The 21,600-nt window shown below is 67.2% G+C and carries 22 protein-coding genes; 13 read left to right on the plus strand and 9 right to left on the minus strand.

The window, feature by feature from the left end:
- Positions 1-7 precede the first annotated feature (7 nt).
- Positions 8-502: a hypothetical protein gene (locus O5O43_RS09540; protein WP_271083657.1), complete on the plus strand. Its 495-nt coding sequence runs from the start codon at positions 8-10 to the stop codon at positions 500-502.
- Positions 427-3,168 carry a methionine synthase gene (gene metH / locus O5O43_RS09545; protein WP_271086416.1) on the plus strand — a complete coding sequence of 914 codons (2,742 nt, stop codon included), beginning with the start codon at positions 427-429 and terminating at the stop codon, positions 3,166-3,168. The genes O5O43_RS09540 and metH overlap by 76 nt, the downstream gene beginning before the upstream one ends.
- A 7-nt stretch (positions 3,169-3,175) precedes the next feature.
- Here metH and O5O43_RS09550 read toward each other — a convergent pair whose 3' ends face one another.
- Positions 3,176-3,754 (minus strand): hypothetical protein, encoded by a 579-nt coding sequence (locus O5O43_RS09550; RefSeq protein WP_271083658.1) that lies wholly within the window; start codon positions 3,752-3,754, stop codon positions 3,176-3,178.
- A 146-nt stretch (positions 3,755-3,900) separates the two neighbouring features.
- A complete protein-coding gene (locus tag O5O43_RS09555; RefSeq protein WP_271083659.1) occupies positions 3,901-7,125 on the minus strand; it encodes a carboxypeptidase regulatory-like domain-containing protein in 3,225 nt (1,074 codons plus the stop codon).
- Between the two features lie 219 nt (positions 7,126-7,344).
- Here O5O43_RS09555 and O5O43_RS09560 point away from each other — a divergent pair, with 219 nt between their 5' ends.
- Complete coding sequence (locus tag O5O43_RS09560) at positions 7,345-7,749, plus strand: TIGR01244 family sulfur transferase (RefSeq protein ID WP_271083660.1); 405 nt, start codon at positions 7,345-7,347, stop codon at positions 7,747-7,749.
- Between the two features lie 12 nt (positions 7,750-7,761).
- On the opposite strand, the gene O5O43_RS09565 is transcribed toward O5O43_RS09560, so the two are convergent.
- On the minus strand, positions 7,762-7,911 hold the full coding sequence (locus O5O43_RS09565; RefSeq protein WP_271083661.1) for a hypothetical protein: 150 nt from the start codon (positions 7,909-7,911) through the stop codon (positions 7,762-7,764).
- A gap of 69 nt (positions 7,912-7,980) precedes the next feature.
- Here O5O43_RS09565 and O5O43_RS09570 point away from each other — a divergent pair, with 69 nt between their 5' ends.
- Positions 7,981-8,883 carry an MBL fold metallo-hydrolase gene (locus O5O43_RS09570; protein ID WP_271083662.1) on the plus strand — a complete coding sequence of 301 codons (903 nt, stop codon included), beginning with the start codon at positions 7,981-7,983 and terminating at the stop codon, positions 8,881-8,883.
- Here O5O43_RS09570 and O5O43_RS09575 read toward each other — a convergent pair.
- The gene (locus O5O43_RS09575; protein WP_271083663.1) at positions 8,868-9,503 is read right to left on the minus strand and encodes a DUF1499 domain-containing protein; all 636 of its coding nucleotides are present in this window, start codon (positions 9,501-9,503) and stop codon (positions 8,868-8,870) included. The two genes, O5O43_RS09570 and O5O43_RS09575, sit on opposite strands and share 16 nt — an antisense overlap.
- Before the next feature lie 40 nt (positions 9,504-9,543).
- Positions 9,544-11,190, minus strand: a complete 1,647-nt coding sequence (locus O5O43_RS09580) for a long-chain-fatty-acid--CoA ligase (RefSeq protein WP_271083664.1) — start codon at positions 11,188-11,190, stop codon at positions 9,544-9,546.
- Positions 11,191-11,364: 174 nt separating this feature from the next.
- On the opposite strand from O5O43_RS09580, the gene O5O43_RS09585 reads away from it, so the two are divergent.
- The 3 genes from O5O43_RS09585 to O5O43_RS09595 are packed head-to-tail and all read left to right on the plus strand — an operon-like array spanning position 11,365 to position 13,348.
- Positions 11,365-11,958 (plus strand): hypothetical protein, encoded by a 594-nt coding sequence (locus tag O5O43_RS09585; RefSeq protein WP_271083665.1) that lies wholly within the window; start codon positions 11,365-11,367, stop codon positions 11,956-11,958.
- 27 nt (positions 11,959-11,985) lie between these two features.
- Positions 11,986-12,654, plus strand: coding sequence for a uridine kinase (udk, locus tag O5O43_RS09590; RefSeq protein WP_271083666.1), 669 nt, complete (start codon positions 11,986-11,988; stop codon positions 12,652-12,654).
- A 55-nt stretch (positions 12,655-12,709) separates the two neighbouring features.
- Positions 12,710-13,348 (plus strand): TetR/AcrR family transcriptional regulator, encoded by a 639-nt coding sequence (locus O5O43_RS09595; protein ID WP_271083667.1) that lies wholly within the window; start codon positions 12,710-12,712, stop codon positions 13,346-13,348.
- Between the two features lies 1 nt (position 13,349).
- On the opposite strand, the gene pdxH is transcribed toward O5O43_RS09595, so the two are convergent.
- Positions 13,350-14,024, minus strand: a complete 675-nt coding sequence (gene pdxH, locus O5O43_RS09600; RefSeq protein ID WP_271083668.1) for a pyridoxamine 5'-phosphate oxidase — start codon at positions 14,022-14,024, stop codon at positions 13,350-13,352.
- Positions 14,025-14,100: 76 nt separating this feature from the next.
- Here pdxH and O5O43_RS09605 point away from each other — a divergent pair, with 76 nt between their 5' ends.
- The 3 genes from O5O43_RS09605 (at position 14,101) to O5O43_RS09615 (ending at position 16,284) form a co-directional block, all read left to right on the plus strand.
- Positions 14,101-14,817: a DnaJ C-terminal domain-containing protein gene (locus O5O43_RS09605; RefSeq protein ID WP_271083669.1), complete on the plus strand. Its 717-nt coding sequence runs from the start codon at positions 14,101-14,103 to the stop codon at positions 14,815-14,817.
- 12 nt (positions 14,818-14,829) lie between these two features.
- Entirely contained in the window at positions 14,830-15,915 is a 1,086-nt protein-coding gene (gene aroC / locus O5O43_RS09610) for a chorismate synthase (protein ID WP_271083670.1), read from the plus strand.
- 96 nt (positions 15,916-16,011) lie between these two features.
- Positions 16,012-16,284 carry a hypothetical protein gene (locus O5O43_RS09615; protein ID WP_271083671.1) on the plus strand — a complete coding sequence of 91 codons (273 nt, stop codon included), beginning with the start codon at positions 16,012-16,014 and terminating at the stop codon, positions 16,282-16,284.
- A gap of 1 nt (position 16,285) precedes the next feature.
- On the opposite strand, the gene queE is transcribed toward O5O43_RS09615, so the two are convergent.
- Positions 16,286-16,921 (minus strand): 7-carboxy-7-deazaguanine synthase, encoded by a 636-nt coding sequence (gene queE / locus O5O43_RS09620; protein ID WP_271086417.1) that lies wholly within the window; start codon positions 16,919-16,921, stop codon positions 16,286-16,288.
- Positions 16,918-17,640, minus strand: coding sequence for a 7-cyano-7-deazaguanine synthase QueC (queC, locus tag O5O43_RS09625; RefSeq protein WP_271083672.1), 723 nt, complete (start codon positions 17,638-17,640; stop codon positions 16,918-16,920). The genes queE and queC overlap by 4 nt, the downstream gene beginning before the upstream one ends.
- A 205-nt stretch (positions 17,641-17,845) precedes the next feature.
- Between queC and O5O43_RS09630 the strand changes: the two genes are divergently transcribed.
- A complete protein-coding gene (locus O5O43_RS09630; RefSeq protein ID WP_271083673.1) occupies positions 17,846-19,471 on the plus strand; it encodes a response regulator in 1,626 nt (541 codons plus the stop codon).
- A 90-nt stretch (positions 19,472-19,561) separates the two neighbouring features.
- On the opposite strand, the gene O5O43_RS09635 is transcribed toward O5O43_RS09630, so the two are convergent.
- Complete coding sequence (locus O5O43_RS09635; protein WP_271086418.1) at positions 19,562-20,599, minus strand: ligase-associated DNA damage response exonuclease; 1,038 nt, start codon at positions 20,597-20,599, stop codon at positions 19,562-19,564.
- A 74-nt stretch (positions 20,600-20,673) separates the two neighbouring features.
- Between O5O43_RS09635 and O5O43_RS09640 the strand changes: the two genes are divergently transcribed.
- Positions 20,674-21,144, plus strand: coding sequence for a PaaI family thioesterase (locus tag O5O43_RS09640; RefSeq protein WP_271083674.1), 471 nt, complete (start codon positions 20,674-20,676; stop codon positions 21,142-21,144).
- Positions 21,141-21,539, plus strand: a complete 399-nt coding sequence (locus O5O43_RS09645; RefSeq protein ID WP_271083675.1) for a PaaI family thioesterase — start codon at positions 21,141-21,143, stop codon at positions 21,537-21,539. The genes O5O43_RS09640 and O5O43_RS09645 overlap by 4 nt, the downstream gene beginning before the upstream one ends.
- Positions 21,540-21,600 lie beyond the last annotated feature (61 nt).

Genomic DNA, 21,600 nt, shown 5'->3' on the forward strand with positions numbered 1-21,600 from the left:
CAGGCTGTTGGACCAAGCTCACGCTGCCGACGTCGGCGGGCGGTTCGTCCAGGCTGGAAACCTGTACTGGCAAGCCTTCGAGTCTGGCGACGCATTCGACGTCGCCACGACTTTGCGCGCCCTCTTCATCTTCTTTGACAGCACCGATCCCGGTGTGGGCCCGGGCCACGGCTTGTCCAACGACGAGGTCGAAGTCGCTCGGCAGCGATTTCACAGAATGCTCGATCATCTCAATGCTATCGGCCATGCCGAAGACGCTGAAGTCTGGCGCTGGTGGATCGGACAACTCGGCATGGATTCGGAACATCCACTTCCCTCCGATGCCCTGACCAATTTCGCTCAGCACGGCAGTCGCGAAGCGGCGTGGCACCTGGCGGCGAACGGTGATCGCAGCCAGCCGGTGGTGTCGCTCGTTTCCAGCCTCCAATCAGACCTCGCCGACGAGACCAGCTTCCGGTCCGCCTACATCCTTCACATGCTCAAAGAGTTTCAGGTTCACTGATGCGCCCCGTCTATCTGAACATCGGTGAGCGCACGAACGTCACCGGATCGGCCAAGTTCAAAAAGCTGATCGTCGAGGGCGACTACACCGCCGCCCTCGCGGTCGCGCGCCAGCAGGTCGAGGCCGGCGCCGCGGTCATCGACATCAACATGGACGAAGGCCTGCTCGATTCCGAGAAGGCCATGGTCACCTTCCTCAACCTGATCGCGGCCGAGCCCGACATCGCCCGCGTGCCGGTGATGATCGACTCGTCGAAGTGGGAGGTAATCGAGGCCGGCCTGAAGTGCGTTCAGGGCAAGCCGATCGTGAACTCGATCTCCATGAAGGAGGGGGAGGACAAATTCCGCGAACAGGCCGTCGCCTGCATGCGCTACGGCGCCGCAGTGGTGGTCATGGCCTTCGACGAGGTGGGTCAGGCCGACACCGCCGCGCGCAAGATCGAGATCTGCACCCGCGCCTACAACGTCCTGGTGAATGAGGTCGGCTTCCCGCCCGAGGACATCATCTTCGACCCCAACATCTTCGCCGTGGCGACGGGGATCGAGGAGCACGACAACTACGCCGTCGACTTCATCGAGGCGGTGAAGGTCATCAAGGCCACCCTGCCCCACGCCCGCGTCTCGGGCGGGGTGTCGAACGTCTCGTTCAGCTTCCGCGGCAACGAGCCGGTGCGACGGGCGATCCACTCGGTCTTCCTGTACCACGCCATCGCGGCGGGCATGGACATGGGCATCGTCAACGCCGGCGACCTGCCGGTCTATTCCGACATCGACCCGGTGCTGCGTGAAGCGGTCGAAGACGTCATCCTGAACCGGCCCCAGCGGACAAACGTCACCAACACCGAACGGCTGGTCGACATCGCGCCGGGCTTCAAGGGCGACAAGTCCGCGCCCAAGGTCGTCAATCTGGAATGGCGCAACCAGCCCGTCGGCAAGCGCATAGAGCACGCCCTGGTCAACGGCATCACCGAGTTCATCAACGAAGATACCGAGGAAGCCCGACTGTCGGTCGAGCGGCCGCTGCACGTCATCGAAGGTCCGCTGATGGACGGGATGAACGTGGTCGGCGACCTGTTCGGCTCGGGCAAGATGTTCCTGCCGCAGGTGGTGAAGTCGGCGCGGGTGATGAAACAGGCCGTCGCCTGGCTGAACCCCTTCATGGAGGCCGAAAAGGAAGGCAAGCCGCGCGAGCAGGCCGGCAAGGTCCTGATGGCCACGGTGAAAGGCGACGTTCATGACATCGGCAAGAACATCGTCGGCGTGGTCCTGCAGTGTAACAACTACGAGGTCATCGACCTGGGCGTCATGGTGCCCGCCGACCGCATCCTCGACGCCGCGATCGAGCACAAGGTGGACATCATCGGCCTGTCAGGCCTGATCACCCCGTCGCTGGACGAAATGGTGTTCGTGGCGCGTGAGATGCAACGTCGCGGCTTCGACATCCCCCTGCTTATCGGCGGGGCGACGACCAGCCGGACCCATACGGCCGTGAAGATCGAGCCGGGCTACTCCGCCGGATCGACCACCTATGTAATTGACGCCTCGCGCGCCGTCGGCGTGGTCTCGGGCCTGCTCTCCCCCACCGAGAAGGCCAGGAACGAAGCCGCCACCCGCGACGAATACATCCGCATCCGCGAACAGTATGCCCGGGGCCAGGAGGTCAAGGCGCGCGCGAGCATCGTCGAGGCCCGCGCCAATCGCTTCCAGCTCGACCCGGCCCAGACCATGCCCGGCGCCCCGTCCTTCTTGGGGGTGCGCACCTACGACAGCTGGGACCTTCAGGATCTGGCCGACCACATCGACTGGACGCCTTTCTTCGCCAGCTGGGAGCTGATCGGCCGCTATCCGCTGATCCTCGAGGACGAGGTCGTCGGTCAGGCCGCCAAAGACCTGTTCGCCGATGCCCAGGCCATGCTGAAGCGGATCATCGACGAGAAGTGGTTCACGGCGAAGGGCGTGGTCGGCTTCTGGCCCGCCAACGCCGTCGGCGACGACGTCGCCGTCTATGCCGACGAGACGCGCGGTGAAGAGATCGCCCGCTTCCACACCCTGCGCCAGCAGATCAAGAAGTCGAACGGCAAGCCGAACCTGGCCCTGTCGGACTTCGTCGCCGAAACGGGTCAGGACTATATTGGCGCCTTCGCCGTCACCGCCGGCCATGGCGAGCTGCAAAAGGCCGCCGAGTTCAAGGCGGCGGGCGACGACTATTCCGCCATCCTCGCCACAGCCTTGGCCGACCGACTGGCCGAGGCCTTCGCTGAGCGTCTGCACCGGGAGGTTCGTGTCGGTCTGTGGGGCTACGCCGCCGACGAAACCGCCTCGATCCAGGACCTGATCGAGGAGAAATACCAGGGCATCCGCCCCGCCCCCGGGTACCCGGCCCAGCCCGACCACACAGAGAAGGCCACCCTGTTCCGCCTGCTCGACGCTGGAAACAACGCGGGCATGGCCCTGACCGAGAGCTTCGCCATGACGCCGCCGGCGTCCGTGTCAGGCCTCTATTTCGGCCACCCGGGCAGCCACTATTTCGGTGTCGGCAAGATCGATCAGGATCAGGTCGAGGACTACGCCGCCCGCAAGGGTTGGGACGTGGCGACCGCGGAACGCTGGCTGTCGCCCATCCTCAACTACGAACCGGGTCAGGCCCCCCGCGTCGCGGCGGCCTGAGCGAAGATCAGTTCGCGACCGGCTGGCCCACCTCGTCCAGACCCGCTTGCTGCAGGGTTGTCGGCGGAGTGGTGATGTTCTCGCGCACCCGGCGCGCGGCGTGTTCGCACCGGCCCGGCAGGCCGAAGAACAGTCCGAAAGCCTCGCTGCGGGCGCGCTCGTCGTCCTGCGACATCAGCGGCGCCCATTTGGCGGCCGCATCGGCTTCGGCCGTGCGCGCGGCGGCCAGGGTGGCGGGCGTCTGGCGGGCCTGACCGGCACGCAGCGCGTCGCGGAAATCCGCCGCCTCCAGCCCGCCCAGGCGGATGATGTCGCGATCCAGATCGTCGGCCGTCGTCAGGGTTCGACCGAGCGCGATATGCCCTTCCACCAGGGCGGCGCACCAGGCGACCAGCGGATAGTCGGCGGTCGGCGCGCCGCGCGGCAGCGGCGTCTCATAGGCGATGGCTTCGCGCGCTTTCAGAGCGTCGACGCTCTCACCGGCGTCGCGGGCAGTGACGACCGGACCGTCATCCTGCTGCGCGAAGGCGGGGGCCTGAACGGCGAAGGACAGGGCGAGAATCGAGGCGGCGAGACGAAGGCGCATGGACGGTCCGTGATTTGTTCTGGGATTTGCCCCACCCAACGCGTGAAGCGTCGCAATGGTTTTTCTGCGGCGCCCGTTTTCCAAAGAAAAGGGCGGCGGACCCGAAGATCCGCCGCCCAGTCGTGCTCATGAAGTCAGTCTGAGGTTTAGAACGCCCAGTCGAAGCCGAAGCGCACGGAGCGAGGGGCCTGATAGACGGTCGGCGCGCCGTAGGTCTTGTCGAGGTTGCCGGAGTCGTCTTCGCCGAACTCGTTGATCTGCTGCACGGCCTGCAGATTGAAGACGTTGATGATGTCGGCACGCAGAACCAGGTTGCCCGGAACGATGTCGTCCAGCGAGTAACGCAGGGCGAGGTCGAAGCGGGTCGTCCAGTCGCTTTCCTTGGCAGACCCGCGATCAACCACGAGGCTGGGCGAGTTGGGGTCATCGCTGGCCTTACAGAAGCGGGCAGCCGCACCGTAAGAGTCGTTCGCGACAGCGCCGTCTCCATTGGCATAGGTCGGCGGAGCCAGGCCGATGCAGCCGTAGTGGCGGGGCGAAGCGACCGCAAGGTTGGCGCCGACGGTGAAGTTGTCGAACACCTGCCACTGGCCGTACACCTTGAACTGGTGCGCGCGGTGGTTCGGCAGCAGACCAGCCGAGCCTGGCAGGAACGACAGGAAGTCGAAGTCCTGCGTGATGCCGGCGTCGACCTGGCCGACGTCGGACTTGACGCCGCCCTCGGTGTTACCTTCCGACTTGGACAGGGTGTAGGACCCTTGCAGGCCCCACACGCCGTCGAAGGCGCGGTCGAACGTGAACTCCAGAGCCGTGTATTCACGCTTCACGGTCGGGAACGGCAGATCGGCCTCGGTCAGGTTGATCGTCTGTTGCGACACCACGCCCTGGGCGTTCGGCAGATCGACCACGATGGTCGCAGCCGAGCCCGGGTTGATGATGCGGTACAGCGCTTGACCGTTGTAGAGATCGAAGCAGCCGGTGCCCTGGGCGTTGGTGATCGGCAGGTTGTTGCGGCGGCAGTAGTTCACCACGCCGCTGTCCAGCAGCGCATCTTCGGCGATCGTGCCGAGGTTGCGGTAGATGGCCTTGACGCCCAGCGTCCACAGGTCGGTGACCTGGGATTCGTAACCGACGATGAACTCGTCTTCATACGTCGCTTCCAGGTTGGTGGCGACCAGGGTGCGCGGATCGGGTTGCGAGCCGTTGTTACGAACCGAGCAGGCGATGGTGCCGGCTGCGGCCGAGGTGCCGGTGCCGGCCGGGCAGGCCTGGAAGCTCGGACGGTTGATGATCTGCGGTCCGAAGCCGCCGGTCGGCAGACCGGTGGTCGGATCCAGCGTAGTTGTGCCGCCTGCGGTGGGGCCGAAGAAGCGGGCGCCGGCCGTCGGCAGGTAGAACTCGGTAATGTCGATCGCCGGCGCCGCGATGCGGAACGCGGTGTTCGAGACGGGCGGCAGGAAGTAACGGCCGTAGGTGCCGTAGAACTTCGACGTGCCGTCGCCGATCGGGTCGTACGTGGCGCCGAGACGGGCCGCGTAGTTGTTCTCGAAGTCGATGAAGGTGACCCCGGCCGTGTTGGCCGTTTCGAAGTTGTCGTTGCGGAAGCCAAGTTGCAGGTTCAGGCGGTCGGTGACGTCCCACGAGTCCTGGATGTAATAGGCTTCGTTGACGCCGTCGAAGGCGCCGCCCGAGGTGAAGATACGGCGGGTGGCGTATTCCTGGCCCTGAGCGATGCCCAGCGACGCTGCTGTCGATGCAGAGGCGGTGTTGTAGACGTAGTTGCCGCCGCCATTCCGGATGGAGAGCGAGGTCAGGGTCGTGTCTTCATGGTCGAAGCCGAACCGAACGTGGTGCTGGCCGAACAGATCGAAATAGACGTCGGCGTCTGCGCGATAGAACTTGCGTTCGGCGATCTCGGTCGATGAGGCGGCGGCCGTCTGGCGGCTGCGACGCGCATTGTTGTTGCTGAGGAACTGCCCCGGGTTGGCGGGGTCGGGACGCAGGCGGGCGTCCTGGACCAGCGACTCCGCGGTGGGCAGAACTGCGTTGGAGGAGTTGATGGTGGTTTCACCATAGGCGGCCGAAACGGTCAGCCAGTCGGTGAAGGTGCCGGTGTAGCGACCGACCCAGTTCTCGCCACCCTGGCTCAGGATGGCCGTGTTCAGCGGCGTGCCGCCGATGACGCCCGAAACCGGGTTGTAGTCGAACGAAGAGCGGGTCCGCTCGCCTGAGGTGTCGAAATAGGTGAACTCCAGGCGATGGTCGGCGGTGATGTAGCCGTCCAGCTTGATGCCGTAGAACGGATCGTCGCTGAACTCGTCGCGGGCCAGCGTCCCGGTCGTGCCGGCGCTCGAGGCCGCCTGCGAGGACGTGTCGTTGTAGTTCACGATGCCGTAGGCGAACAGGCGGTCACGGATGATCGGGCCGCCGACTTCCAGGGTCAGGGTCTTTTCCTCGAACTCGCCCAGGCTGTTGACGGCGCCGGCGTATTGCGGGCCCGACGGGGTGTTCGGCGCGTCTTCACACAGCGAATCCGGAGCCCAGGTGCCGTGCAGTTCGACGACGAAGTCGTTGGTGCCGGACTTGGTGGTGGCGTTGATGATGCCGCCGGTGGCGCGGCCGAACTCGGCGGAGTAACCACCGGTCTTCACTTCGACCGTCTTGTAGAATTCGAACGGCACGGTCGCGCCGCCCAGGCCGGTCACGAAGTTAGTGATGTTCAGGCCGTTGACGAAGAATGCGTTCTCAGCCGGGCCGGAGCCGCCCAGCGCCGGCGGAGCTTGCAGTTGCGACTGGCCGATGGCGAACTGCGAATCGCCGATCACGGCGCCGGGAGCCAGCAGGGTGACGGCGGTGATGTTGCGCGCAACCGGGACGTTCTCGATCAACTGATCGACGTCGATCGATACGCCGGTGGCGGCGCGCGACAGGTCCAGCGCGCGGCGAACCCCGGTGACGACGACGTCATCGACGCTCGACGCGCCGGCGGCGCCCAGGGTGAAGACGTAGCTGTTGTTGCCCAGCGCGACGTTGACGTTGTCGGAAACATTGTCAAAGCCCGAGGCGGCGACGGTCACCGAGTAGGCGCCGGTTGGAATCAGGGGAACGCGGAACTGGCCGTTGGCGCCCGTGGTGGACGTACGGCTGATGCCCTGGGCCGCGGAGACGACGGTCACCGTGGCGCCGGAGATGGGTTCGCCGTTGGTGCCCTCGACCGAACCGGTCAGGGTGCCGTTGGTATAGTCTTGGGCGACGGCTGCGGTCGGCGCGGCGACGAGCGCGACCACGGGCAGGGCGGCAGCGGCAATGATCGCCGCTGTGCCCATCATCGTGGTGGCGAGCATGCGCTGCCGGATGGATTGGATTCTCAAAATCGTTCTCCTGAAACGATGGTGCGGCCCTCCGCCGCACCCTTTGATCATCGTGCGACGCAAATTGTCGCAGACTGACCTACTGATAGGCCCGATAAACTTGGCCACGCCACCGCAATTACCGGGGTGTAATGTTGTCGCCCAATCAGTGTCGCATTCAGGACACGTTACGGCTGGGTAATGTTCACACGCCCGTCGCCGTCCAGAGAGGTTTCGATCATGTTTTCACCGCGACCGCTGGCGGAGGCCGTCTGGGCCTCGGCCCAGATCGCTCTTGAAGATCTGCCGGAACTCGCTGCAATGGGCGTGCGTCGGGTGGTCAACAACCGGCCTGATGGCGAAGATGCGGGACAGCCCTCGTCAGCCGAGATGGAAGCCGCCGTCCGCGCGGCCGGCCTAGACTATGTCCACGCGCCAGTGTCGGGCATACCGGGCCCGGACGCCGTTCGTGCGGCCGCGGAGGCGCTGGAAGCCGATGAGCCGGTTCTGATGTATTGTCGCTCGGGCACGCGGTCGACCATCGCCTGGGCCTTGGCGATGCGCGCCTTGGGCCGGGCCGAGGCGGATGAAATCAGGGCCGCCGCCGCGAACGCCGGTTACGACCTCACTCGTCTTCCTCTTTGAATTTGGGGCGGCCTAGCGCTGAATCGCGACGCGAGTGGCGTAAGGAATCGGCTCGGGATCGCCGCAGGAGGCGAGGACCAGTTGCGCCGCCATGAGACACAGGATCGCCGCTGCGATGGGCTGGAGCCGATTTGAGACACTGAACGCGATGCTGCGGGCCATTGAGTACGCTCCAAACGGGATTTACCTCTCGTTAAGGCAAGGTCCGCGCCGCGCTCCGGAGACCGCTGCATGATCCCGTTCGTCCGCGATTTCGACTTCGCCTACGGCCGTCGGGATCAGGTGTCGCCGCTGATCCAGCGGATAATTTGTGAAAACCCCGGCCCATTCACCTTCACCGGCACGGGGACCTACATCGTTGGGCGGCCTGGAAGGGGTGCCTCGGTCGCGGTCATTGATCCGGGCCCGATCGATGAGCTGCACCTGCAGGCCCTGCTGGCGGCTATCGAGGGCCGAACGGTCAGCCACGTTCTGGTGACCCACACCCACCGAGACCACTCTCCCCTCGCCCGCCGGTTGGCGGACCGGATCGGCGCGCCGATCCTGGCCATGCGCCCGCCTCTTCGTGATACCCACGCCTCCGGCGCGCTGGACGAGGATGAGGACGAGGTCTTCGCACCCGACGTCGTCTTGACCGGCGGCGAGCGGATCGAGGGAGACGGCTGGACGATCACCGCCATGGCCACGCCGGGCCACGCCTCCAACCACATGGCCTTCGCGCTGGAGGAGGAGAACGCCCTGTTCTGCGGCGACCACGTCATGGGCTGGTCGACCACTGTGGTCGCGCCGCCGGATGGGAATATGTCGGACTTTATGCGCAGCCTCGACGCGGTGATCGCAGCGGACTTCGGGGCCCTATGGCCGACGCACGGAGCTCCGGTGACCGAGGTCGCGCCTTTCCTCGCCGCCTACCGCGCGCACCGGCTGGGGCGCGAGGCGCAGATCCTCGAAAGGATCGAAGCCGGAGACCGGAAGATCGCGGACATGGTGCCGATCCTCTACGCCGCGGTCGATCAGCGGCTATGGCCGGCCGCCAGCCTGTCGGTGCTGGCTCACCTGATCAAGCTCGTCGAGGACGGCCGGGTAACCGCCGACGGACCGCCGGGTCTCGGTTCTCTTTATGGCGCGGTCTGAAGCGCGTCGATCATCTGGCTGACGATCTTGCAGGTCTCGCCGCCGTCGGTGTGGTCGTAGCGTGCGACGACCCGGACGTCGGTGCGGCCAGGCCGGATGCGGATGTGGGCTTCATGCCCCATGCCGAACCAGAAACCGTCGCGCACCCCGCGCGAACGGAACAGCTGCGACTCGGTGATCGAGAAGCCGGCGGCCTGCAGGGCGGCCGTGGCCTCGGCGGGCGCAGTCTGGCGCATCACCGCCGCGACGCCCGGACAGCCGACGGGCGTCCCCGTCGCGCCCGGCACAGCGGGCGGCTCGGTCAGATCGGTCGAGACATCCAACGGTCCGGCCACCGCGATCGCCCGCGACTGAACGAAGAAGGCGCCCGCGACCGCGCCACAGACTAGCACGATGACGAAGCTGACCACCCCCAGCCGACCGAACTGAGGCAGCGACAGCGCCAGCGACAGCACCGCGAACGCCAACGCGACCCAGGAGGCGACCTGAGCGACCTGGATGGTCAGCACGTCCAGACCCACGTCCAGCGACACGATCCCGTTCCGCGTCAGCAGCACGGCGATGAAGGTCAGCAGCGGCGCCACGACGGTCAGGCCCGCAGCGATCCGCACCTTCATCATGCCAGTCTTCCGTCGCGAGCGCGGTCCGCTGGCCATCGAATCAAACTCGTTCCGGAGCGATGGCGCTGGGCAGCTGATAGTCCTTCAGCCGCTCGCGCAGCAGCTTCTTGTCGATCTTGCCGGTGGCGCCCAGCGGGATGTCGTCAACGAAGACCACGTCGTCGGGCATCCACCATTTGGCGATCTTGCCGACCAGGAAGCCGAGGTGCTCCTGCTTGTCCTGGGCCTCGCCGGGCTTGAGCTTGATGACCAGCACCGGGCGCTCGTCCCATTTCGGATGGGCTGCGCCAATCACGGCGGCCAGTTCGACCTTGGGATGGCCCACGGCGATGTTCTCGATCTCGATCGAGGAGATCCACTCGCCGCCGGACTTGATCACGTCCTTGGCGCGGTCGGTGATCTGCATGAAGCCCTGTTCGTCGATGGTCGAGACGTCGCCCGTATCGAAAAAGCCCTCATGGTCCAGGATGTCGCCGCCCTCGTCCTTGAAATAGCCCTTGGCGATCGTGGGGCCCTTGATCATCAAGCGGCCGTAGGTGTGGCCGTCGTGCGGCATCTCTTGACCGGCGTAGTTCTTCAGCTTCAGCTCGACGCCCAACGGCGGGATGCCCTGTTTGACGCGCCACTTCATGCCCTCGTCATAGGGCAGGGCCTCCAGCTCGGGCGTCAGGTTGGACAGGGTGCCGATGGGCGAGGTCTCGGTCATGCCCCAGCCCTGCAACACCTCGATCCCGAACTCATCGTGGAAGGCGCGGATCAGACTTTCCGGCACCGCCGAGCCGCCGATCAGCACCTTCTTTACCGATGGGATCTGCAGATTGTTTTCGCGCAGATGGGTCAACAGGCCCTGCCAGACGGTCGGCACGGCGGCCGAGAAGGTCACCTGCTCACTGTCGATCAGTTCATAGATGGCCGCGCCGTCCATCCGGGCGCCCGGCATGACCAGACGCGCGCCCGAGGCCGGTCCCGCGAAGGCGATGCCCCAGGCGTTGGCGTGGAACATCGGCACCACCGGCAGGATGGTCTCCTTCGGCGAGGCGCCGAGGACCGTCGACTGCATCCCCATCAGCGTATGGATGAAGTTCGACCGGTGGGAATACAGAACCCCCTTCGGATTTCCCGTCGTGCCCGAGGTGTAGCAAAGGCCACAGGCCGTCTGTTCGTCGAACCCGCCCCAGACGACGTCGTCCGACACGCCCGACAGGACCTGCTCATAGCACTCGGCCTTGGGCAGCTTGGTCGCCGGCATATGCCATTCGTCGGTCATGACTACGACCCGCTCCACCGACGGGCAGTGCGGCAGCACCGCCTCCAGCAGCGGCACGAAGGTCAGGTCGACGAAGATGATCCGATCTTCGGCGTGGTTGATGATGTAGATCAGTTGCTCGGGGAACAGGCGCGGATTGAGGGTGTGACACACCGCCCCGATGCCCATGATCCCGTACCAGACCTCCATGTGCTTGCCGGTGTTCCAGGCCAGGGTGGCGATCCGGTCGCCCGGCTTCACGCCCCATTCTTTGAGCACGTTGGAGACCTTGCGGGCCCGGCTATGGATTTCGGAATAGGTCGTGCGAACGATCGGTCCCTCGACCGACCGGGTCACCACTTCGCGGTGGCCGTGCCAGTTCTTGGCATGGTCCAGGATACGATCGACCGTCAGGGGCCAATCCTGCATCAAACCGAGCATTGCATTCCCTCTTGCCCCGGCTGGATGCAGGGCTTGGCGTCACGCTAACCGAGGTGACCGCTGATAAGCAACGTGACGCAAGGGCAGTTGCGACCTCGTGTCCGGCTTTGCCGTTGCTTCGTCGCGGGTTTTGCCGTCTGTTCCGCGGCTGAACTCCCGAAAGGACGCCCGGACATGCGTATCGTCACCCGCACCGCCCTCGCCCTGACCGCCGTGGTCGCCCTCGCCGCCTGCGACCGCAGTCAGACCCCGGCGGCGCCGACCGAACCCGCGGCGCCCGCGACGGCTCCTGCTGCGGACTCGGGCCCCAGCGTCGGTGACAGCGGTCTGGCCCTCGAGGCCGAGGGCTTGCGCCTCTTCGACGACACCGGCGCCGCTCGGGCCATCCCTTTCGGCACGCCCCAGGCGACCGCCATCGCCTCGCTGGCCGCCTCGATCGGCGGGGCCGTTCCGGAAGTGACCACCAACGCCGAATGCGGTGCAGGTCCCGTCCAGTCCGCCAAGTTCTCAAACGGCCTGCAGTTGTTGTTCCAGAACGACCAGTTCCAGGGCTGGTTCGTCGATCAAGCCGGCATGACCACCGTTGACGGGATGGGCGTGGGCTCGACCCGCGGCTCGATCGAGGGCAGCCGCACGATTGAGATGCAGGAGGACAGCACCCTGGGCGCCGAGTTCGACTCAGGGGGTGTCGGCGGGTTCCTGACCGATGCGACGCCGCAGGGCACGGTCACGGGCCTGTACGCCGGCCTCACCTGCTTCTTCCGCTGAAGTCCTGCGGGCTCTAAAGAGCCCGCCATGACCATTCTGATCGCGATCACCGGCGGCTCCGGCTCGGGCAAGTCCACCCTGGCCGAGGCGCTCGTCGCCTCCCTGGAGCCGGGCGCCGCCGCCCTGATGCGCGAGGACTCCTACTACCGCGACGCCGCGTCCCTGCCTGGCTTCGATGCGGCGACCTTCGACTTCGATGATGTCGCCGCCCGCGACCACGAACTGCTCTACGACGACCTGCAGCGGTTGAAGGCCGGCAAGCCGGTCACCGCACCCGTCTATTCCTTCATCCACCACGGCCGCGAGCCGGACGGTGAGCCGATCCCGGCCGCCGAGGTGGTAATCGTGGAGGGCACCCATGTCCTCTGCACGCCGCCCGTCGCCGACCTGTTCGATATTCGTGTCTTCGTAGACACCCCGGCCGACATCCGCTTCATCCGCCGCCTGCTGCGCGACCAGGCCGAGCGGGGCCGCACGGCCGACTCGGTCATCGACCAATATCTGAAGACGGTCCGTCCGGGGCACGAGCGCCTGACCGAGCCGTCGCGCACGCGTGCCGACTTCATCATCGCCGATGCGACGGCGGCCGTTCGCCTCGACGATCCGCAGGCTGTCGTCCGCCTCGCCGCCCCGGTCCTCGCCCACCCCCTGCTGGCCCCGCTGACGCGGGCGAACTCAAAACCTGTCGGAATCTGACGATTTCAGATCCGACATATCCCCCTTGGGCATATCGGCTAACGCTGGCCGTCTGATGCAGGCACAAGCGGACACCACGGACGGCCAGGCCGGGCCGACGATCGACCCCCGTCAGGGCAATATCGTTCGAGAGGCGCGACGGCATTTCATGGCCGACGGCTATGCCGCCACGCGGATCGAGCCCATCGCCCGCGCGGCCTCGGTCTCGACCGCGACCCTGTATGCCTATTTTCCGTCCAAGGCCGATCTGTTCGCCGCGGTCATCGCCAACGCGTCCGAAGACTTCTCCGAGCACATGAAGACCGTTCGCTGCGACGAGGGCGACGCCCGCACGCGTCTCCAACGCTTCGCCGTGGCCTATGCCGGTTTCATGGGCGATCCCTTCGTGCGGTCGGTGTTCCGGTTGGTGATGGCCGAGCGACCGCGTTTCCGCGATGTCGCCATGGGCTTCTTCGAGCGCGGCCGGCACGATTTCGGTTTGCCGCTGATGGGCGCGCTCTCCGACCTCGCGGCCAAGGGTGAACTGAAGTTCGACAAAGCGTCCTGGGCGGCCGGTCAGCTGATGGGGATGATCGAACACCCCGTCTTCTTCATGCCCTTGGTCACAGGCGACGAGGTCCAGGCCGCGCGCACCACGGAATCGATCGCCGCTGACGCCGTCGAAACCTTCCTGGCCCGCTACGGCGCCAGATAAATCAGGGCTGAAGGCGCGTCCGCCTCCAGCCGTCGCCGTCCCGCGTGAACAGCAGCCGGTCGTGCAGCCGAAACGGCCGGTCGCGCCAGAACTCTATCGCCTGCGGGGTCACCCGCCATCCCGTCCAGCGTTCGGGGCGAGGCACGTCCTGGCCTTCGAACCGCGCCGCCTCTCGCGCCACCGCCGCTTCCAGCGCCGCCCGGCCGGCCAGCGGCCGCGACTGATCCGAGGCCCAGGCCCCGATCCGGCTCTCGCGCGCCCGGCTGGCGAAATAGGCGTCCGCCTCCTCGGCCGTGACGGGCTCGACCGCCCCCCTTACCCGCACCTGCCGCCGCAGAGATTTCCAGTGGAACAACAGGGCCGCGCGCGGCGTCGCCTCCAACTCTACGCCCTTTGCGCTCTCCCGGTTCGAATAGAAGGTGAAGCCGCGCCCATCGACGTCCTTCAGAAGCACCATCCGACTGTCCGGCGCGCCGTCCGCGTCCACGGTCGACAGGGCCATGGCGTTGGCGTCGTTCGGCTCATGAGCCTTGGCCTGCTCCAGCCATTCGACGAACAGGCCGATCGGCTCGGGTCGGTCGAAGATCGTCTCGTCCCCGTTCGCGGCCAGGGCGGCGGCATAGTCGCGGGCGTACTCCTCGCGGGTCGGGCTGGGCGGAATGGCGGGGTTGGTCATGGGCCGCATATAGCAAGGGCCTCGTCGACCTGCACGGTTAACCCGGCATTGACCATGCCGACGGCCTATGGAGCGGATGAGCGCGCCCGGTCCCAGCCTGAACGAAGCCTTCGCAGTCCTGGGTCTGCACGGTCCGACGGAACAGGAGGCCCTGGCCCGCGCCTTCCGAGTGGCGGTCAAGAGCGCCCGGCCCGACCACCCCGGCGGCGACGCCGAACGCTTCCGCCGGGTCATCGCCGCCTATCGTTTGATCCAGTCGGAAGGCGCGCGCCCCGCTCTCGCCGCCCCGGTCCAGCGCCCGACGGCCCTTCCCGTCGTCGGCCTGACGCCGCTGGAGGCTCTCTTCGGTGGCGACACCACCGTCCGGCTCGGCGACCGCATTCTTCGCGTCCACGCGCCGGCCGGCATGCGCACCGGCGAGCATCTGCGCCTCAAGGGCGGCGCCGAGGACGGCTCCGACCTCTACCTCCCCGTCCTGATCCGCCCCGCCGACGGCATGAGCGTGCTGGGCGACGACCTCTATATGAGCGCGCCGGTCGCGCCCCGCGTCCTGGCCGATGGCGGTCGTGTGGAGATCGAGACCCACGCTGGCCCCCGCGACGCCTGGGTCGCCCCCGGCTTGACCATGCCTGTGCGGCTTCGCCTGCGTGGCCTGGGCCTCCCCGCACGCGGCTCACGCCCTCAAGGCCACCTGTTCGTGTCGCTGAAGCCATCCGAGGACTCGCCCTCCGCCGCCGAAGACCTGCTGGCCCGCTTCACCCGTGTCTGGACGCCGGACCGCCTCGCCGCGTAAGCGGGACAGGACATGTCCCACAACACCTTCGGCCATCTTTTCCGCGTGACCACCTGGGGCGAAAGCCACGGGCCGGCGATCGGCTGTGTCGTGGATGGATGTCCGCCGTTGATTTCGCTCACCGAGGCAGACATCCAACCCTGGCTCGACCTGCGCAAGCCCGGCGGCAGCCGCTTCGTCACCCAGCGCCAGGAGACCGACGTCGCCCGCATCCTGTCCGGCGTCTTCGACGACGGCGCGGGCCCGGTCACGACCGGGACCCCCATCGCCATCCACATCGACAACGTCGATGCCCGATCGAAGGACTACGGCGAGATCGCCCGCGCCTACCGGCCCGGCCACGCCGATATGACCTATCAGACCAAATACGGTGTCCGCGACCATCGCGGCGGCGGTCGCTCCTCGGCTCGCGAGACCGCCAGCCGTGTCGCCGCCGGCGCCGTCGCCCGCCGCGTCCTCGGCGACGGCGTCACGATCCGCGCGGGCGTGGTCCAACTCGGTCCGCACAAGATCGCGCCAGAGGCCGTCGACTTTTCCGCCGTCTACGACAATCCCTTGTTCGCGGCCTCCGCCGAAGTCGTCCCCGCCTGGGAAGAGTATCTAGACGGCGTCCGCAAGGCCGGCTCCTCCATCGGCGCCGTCGTGGCGCTGGATGTCACAGGCGTCCCAGCCGGCTGGGGCTCGCCCCTCTACGGCAAGCTCGACGCTGACCTGGCCGCCGCCATGATGTCCATCAACGCGGTCAAGGGCGTGGAGATCGGCGCCGGGTTCGGCGCGGCCGAACTGTCGGGCGAGGAGAACGCCGACGAAATGCGCTTGGGCGACGACGGCCAGATCGTCTTCGGCTCCAACCACGCCGGCGGCGTTCTGGGAGGCATCTCGACCGGCCAGCCCCTCACGGCCCGCGTCGCCTTCAAGCCGACCTCATCCATCCTGACCCCCCGCCAGACGATCACTCGCGACGGAACCCAGACCGATCTGCGCACCAAGGGCCGCCACGACCCCTGCGTCGCCCTGCGCGGGGTTCCGGTGGTCGAAGCCATGGCCGCCTGCGTCCTCGCCGACGCCATGCTGAGGCACCGCGCTCAGGTCGGGTGACGGCCTGACCTGGAAAAGTGTGCGCTGATCCCGCAAGATCAGGCCGCAAGAAGACAGGTCATCTTCCGTTCACCACGTTCGGGCTAGACGTTCAGCATGACCCAGACCCTGTCCCGCACTGCCGCCCTCGCCGCCGTCCTGGCGGGCTCGCTGATGCTCCAGGGCTGTCTGGTCGGAGCCGTCGTCGGTACGGCTGGGGCGGTCGTGGGTGGCGCCGCCAAGGCGACCGGAGCCGTCGTCGGCGCCGGCGTCGACGCGGTCACCACCTCGGACGAGGAAACCCGCGCCCGTCGCGAACGCGAACAGCGCGACTGGGAACGCGAGCAACGCCGCTGCGAACAGCGCCAGGCGCGCGGTCAGCGCTGCTGACCTACCGCACCCCGATGTATTTGTGCGTCTGGACGCTGAGCCGCCATTTCGGGTGGCGCAGGCAAAAGGCCATGGCAGCCGCCGTATTGGCCGCCTGGTCCGGCCCATCCATGGGCTGCAGCCAGAAGCGCTCGAAATCCAGATCGTCGAACCGGTCGGGCATGGCCAGGGGCTGCGGATAGACCAGCTTCAGTTCCTGCCCCCGCGTCTGCACCACCGGAGCCGCCGCCTTCGGACTGACGCAGATCCAGTCGATCCCCTCGGGCGCCTCGACCGTCCCGTTGGTCTCCACCGCGATGTCGAAACCCCGCGCATGCAGGGCCTCGATCAGGGGCGCATCCAGTTGCAACAGCGGCTCTCCGCCCGTGCAGACGACCAGCTTCGGATCGCCGTCACGCCCGATCCAGAACCCGGCGACATGATCCGCCATCGCCTCGGCCGTCCGGAACTTGCCCCCGCCATCCCCATCCGTGCCCACGAACTCTGTGTCGCAGAAGGTGCAGACGGCCGTCTCCCGATCCTGCTCGCGCCCGCTCCACAGATTGCAACCGGCGAACCGCAGGAAGACCGCTGGCCGCCCCGCCTGGCCGCCCTCCCCCTGCACCGTCAGGAAGGTCTCCTTGACCGAATAGGTCATCGCGACTCTAGCCATTCGCGCCAGCCTGCGTCGCGCAGATCGCAGGCAGGGCAATCCCCGCAGCCATAGCCCCAGTCATGCCGATGGGTCCGGTCGCCGCGATAGCAGGTGTGGCTCTCTTCCACGATCAGTTCGACCAGGGCATCGCCGCCGATCCCGTGCGCCAGCTCCCAGGTCTGGGCCTTCGTCAGGTACATCAGCGGCGTCTCGATGGGCGACGGCCTGTCCAGCCCCAGGGTCAGCGCCCGCTCCATGGCGTTGATCGTGTCGCGCCGACAGTCAGGATAGCCCGAGAAGTCCGTCTCGCACATGCCGCCGACCATGACCGAAAGCCCGCGCCGGTCCGCCAGCGCCGCCGCGCAGGTCAGGAAGACCAGATTACGCCCCGGCACAAAGGTGTTGGGCAGGCCCCGCGCCCCGACCTCGATGGCGCGGTCGGTCGTCATCGCCGTCTCGCCGATGGCCCCGAACCCCGTCAGATCGACCACATGGTCCGGCCCGAGCCTATGCGCGAACTGCGGCAGCACCCTCGCCATCCCTTCGCGCACGCGCAGCCGCGCGGCCATCTCCACCGCGTGGCGCTGGCCATAGTCGAAGCCGACCGTCTCGACCCGCTCGTACCGATCCAGCGCCCAGGCCAGGCAGGTCGCGCTGTCCTGCCCGCCCGAGAACAGGACCAGGGCGTCGTGGGCGGTGTCGGTCGGTTGGGTATCGGTCATGACGGGCCTGCGGTCGGCCTTTCGGCCGCGCGCATCGACTTCAGTACAGGGATCAAAAGAACGCCGGATCTCTACACCAGACCCGCCGATCCCGCAAAAGCGACCGGTGTCATCCAACTGCCGAAAAGGGACTGTTCGACGACTTAACGCTTTTGCAAACGGTTATCCCGCATTGTCCACCGGCATTACGGGAGTTTCGGCCAGTATGCCGACGATCGAAGTTCTGACTGAACGCGCCGAACCGGTCGCGCCGAACACTCCGGCGGCCGAGATTTTCGCGCGTTTCCAGCGTGAGCCGGACACGCTCGTCATTCCCGTCGTCGAGAACGACCGCCCGGTGGGCCTGGTTGAACGCAACGCCTTCCTCATCAAGATCGCCGGCCCCTTCGGCCACGCCCTCTACGCCAACCGCGCGGTGTCCCACGTCATGGATCCCGAGCCGGCCGTGGTCGACGCCGGGGTCCGCATCGACGCCTTCTGCGACATCCTGATCAAGGGCGGCGCGGGTTCCTTGATGCGGGGTTTCATCGTCACGCGTGGCGGTCGCTATCGCGGCATCGGCACCGCCGTCTCCCTGCTCCAGGCCGTCAACGAACAGCAGCGCAGCCAGAACGCCGAACTGGCCGCCCAGCAGCGCGCCCTGACCGACAGCCGCACCCAGGCCCTGGCCTCGGCCCGCGCCAAGTCCCAGTTCCTGGCCATCATGAGCCACGAGTTGCGCACCCCGATGAACGGCGTCCTCGCCGTCGCCGAACTGCTGCGGCGCCAGCCCCTGAACGAAGCGGCCCACGCCCACGTCCAGACGATCGTCGATTCCTCCGAGACCCTGCTGCGCATCCTCCAGGACGCGCTCGACCTCTCGCGCGCCGAGGCCGGCGAACTGGAGATGAACCCGGCCCCGACCCCACTGCGCGCCCTGATGGACGATATCGAGGCCATGTGGGCCCCGCGCGCGTCCCAGGATCACGTCCGCCTGATGGTGGGCTACGAGGGCGACACCGAACTGAGCGCAGACCTCGACGGCGTCCGCATCAAACAGGTCTTCAACAACCTGATCGGCAACGCCCTGAAGTTCGCCCGCAACGGCGTGGTCGAGGCCAGCCTTAAGGCCTGGTCCGAGAACGGTCAGGTCCGCATGGAGGCTCGCGTCCGCGACGACGGCCCCGGCGTGGACGCCGACCGCGTGGACGCCATCTTCGAACCCTTCGTGCACGGTTCCGGCCCCGACGGCGCGGGCTTGGGCCTGTCGATCTGCCGCCAGATCGTCGACCGCATGGACGGCCGCATCTGGGCCGAGAACAACGCTGGTCGCGGCGCCACCTTCGCCTTCGACGTCGCCGCCCCCCTGTCGGAAAAGGTCGCGGACGAGGCGTCCAACGTCTCCGCCCTGGCTGAGCTGGAGCTTCAGGCCAATCCGCACATCCTGATCGTCGACGACAACGCCACCAACCGCGTGGTCGCCCAGGCGCTGTGCGAGATGTTCGGCTGTTCGTCCGAAACGGCGGAAGACGGGGTCGAGGCGCTGGAAGCCGTCCAAGCCCGCCCGTTCGACCTGATCCTGATGGACATCAAGATGCCGCGCATGGACGGCGTCCAGGCGACACAGGCCATCCGCGCCCTGACGGGTCCGGAGCGCAACATCCCCATCGTCGCCCTGACCGCCAACGCCGACCCGGACGACGCGAAGCACTACCTCTCCATCGGCATGGCCGCCGTGGTCGAAAAGCCGATCAAGCCCGAACGCCTGCGGATGGCCATGAACACCGCCCTGTCGGAACCGGCCGAGGTCGCGGGCGATGCCGCCCCGATGCGCAAAGGCCGCGCCGCCTAGAAGCGAACTGCCGCCGTCAGCACTGCCGCAGGAGTCCGGCTGACGAGTGCTGGATCACCAACCTGATGCTGGCCGAGAGGCTTGGCCGCATTATCGTTCCGCCGGTCCTCCCGCCGCCGTCTCCTCGTCCTCGTCGTCATAGCCGACCAGCCTCAGCGCCCGCGCCTTCATCCCGTTGATCTCGGCCCAGCGCAGTAGACCCTCCTCCCGGCCGTGGGTGATCCAGACCTCCTCGGGGCGAATCTCCTCGAAGGTGGCGATCAGTTCGGGCCAGTCGGCGTGATCTGAGATCACCAGCGGCAGCTCCACCCCCCTCTGTCGCGCCCGCGCCTTGACCAGCATCCAGCCCGACGCAAACGCCGTCACCGGATCGGCGAACCGCCGCGCCCAGCGGTCCTGGATCGCCGAGGGCGGCGCGATGGCCACCTCTCCGCCCAGCGCCCCCGCCTTCAGCCCCGTCGCCGGCAGGATCGGCCCCAGGTCGACGCCCTCGCGCTCATAGAGCCGGTTCAGCCGCTCCAGGGCGCCATGGACATAGATAGGCCGCTCCCACCCCGCCTCGCGCAGCAGCCTGATCACCCGCTGCGCCTTGCCCAGCGCATAGGCCCCGACCAGGTGCGCCCGCTCCGGGAACTGGCCCAGCGACTGGACCAGCCGTCCGATCTCCTCGGCGTCCGGGGGATGGGTGAAGACCGGCAGGCCGAACGTCGCCTCCGAGATGAAGACGTGACAGGGCGTGGCTTCAAAGCTCACACAGGTCGGATCGCGACGGCGCTTGTAGTCGCCCGACACCACCATGGTCAGGCCCTGATAGCTGACCACCGCCTGGGCCGAGCCCAGCACATGTCCCGCCGGGACCAGTTTGATCTCCACCCCGTTGTGGCTCGCCGTCCCCCCGTACTCGACCGGCTGGCGCAACACGGTGAAGTCCTCCCCATAGCGCTCGGCCATGATGGCCAGTGTCTGCCCCGTCGCCAGCACCGCGCCATGCCCCGAGCGCGCATGGTCGGAGTGACCGTGGGTGACCACCGCCCGATCCACGGGTCGCACGGGGTCGACATAGAAATCCCCCGGCGGGCAATAGAGCCCCGCCGGCGTCGGTCTCAGCAGGTCTTCGGGGCGGATCATCGGGCGGGGCATTTCGTGTTCGGGGGGCTCAGGTCGGGCTTGCACGCGAGGGTGCGCCCGATAAGGACGGTCTCATGAGCGATACGTTCCTGACCACCCTCCTGCCCCAGCTCGCCTCGGGCGCCGCCCACACCCACGCCCTGGGCTTCGTGTTCGAGGGAATCGTCGGCGACCGGGTCCGCCTGCGGACGCCCTGGCGGCCCGATCTGGTCGGCGATCCGGACACGGACGTCATCGCCGGCGGCCTGGTCACCGCCATGCTGGACCATGTCGGCGGCCTCGCGGTCTGGACCAAGCTCGGTCGCTACGAGCCCATCGCCACCCTGGACCTGCGCGTCGACTACATGCGCCCTGCCCGCTCCCGCGTCGACCTGCTCTCCGAGGCTCGCTGCTATCGCGCCACCCGCACCATAGGCTTCGTCCGCGCCTGGGCGTTCGAGGACGACCCGGCCGATCCCGTCGCGGCCGCCCAGGCCACCTATGTCATCTCGTCCGACGGCGGACGCGGACCCGGCGCCAATCTGAAGAAGGCGGGCGCGGCATGACCCTTCTGCTCGACACCATCCCCTACGCCCGATTCCTCGGCCTGCGCACCGATGTAGAGGGCGACGTCCTGACCGTGATCATGCCTTTCGCCGATCACCTCGTCGGCAACCCCATGCTGCCCGCCCTGCACGGTGGCTCCACCGCCGCGATGCTGGAGCTGACCGCCGTCGCCCAAGTCGCCCACACCTGGCCGCGCCTGCGTCTGCCGCGCCCAATCACGGTCACCACCGCCTACCTTCGCTCAGGCAAGCCGATGGACGTCTACGCTCGCGCCCGCATCTCCCGCGCCGGCCGCCGGGTCGCGCACGTTCTGGCTGAAGCGTGGCAGGACGACCCCGCCCAGCCCATCGCCAGCCTGGCCGCACACTTCTCGATGGACGAAAACAACGAATAGTTGCGCCCAAATTCGGCCTATGGTTATTTCGCCACTGTGGCGCTTGGCCACGGGGGGAATC

Source organism: Brevundimonas sp. NIBR11 (genome assembly GCF_027912535.1).
GTDB lineage: Bacteria > Pseudomonadota > Alphaproteobacteria > Caulobacterales > Caulobacteraceae > Brevundimonas.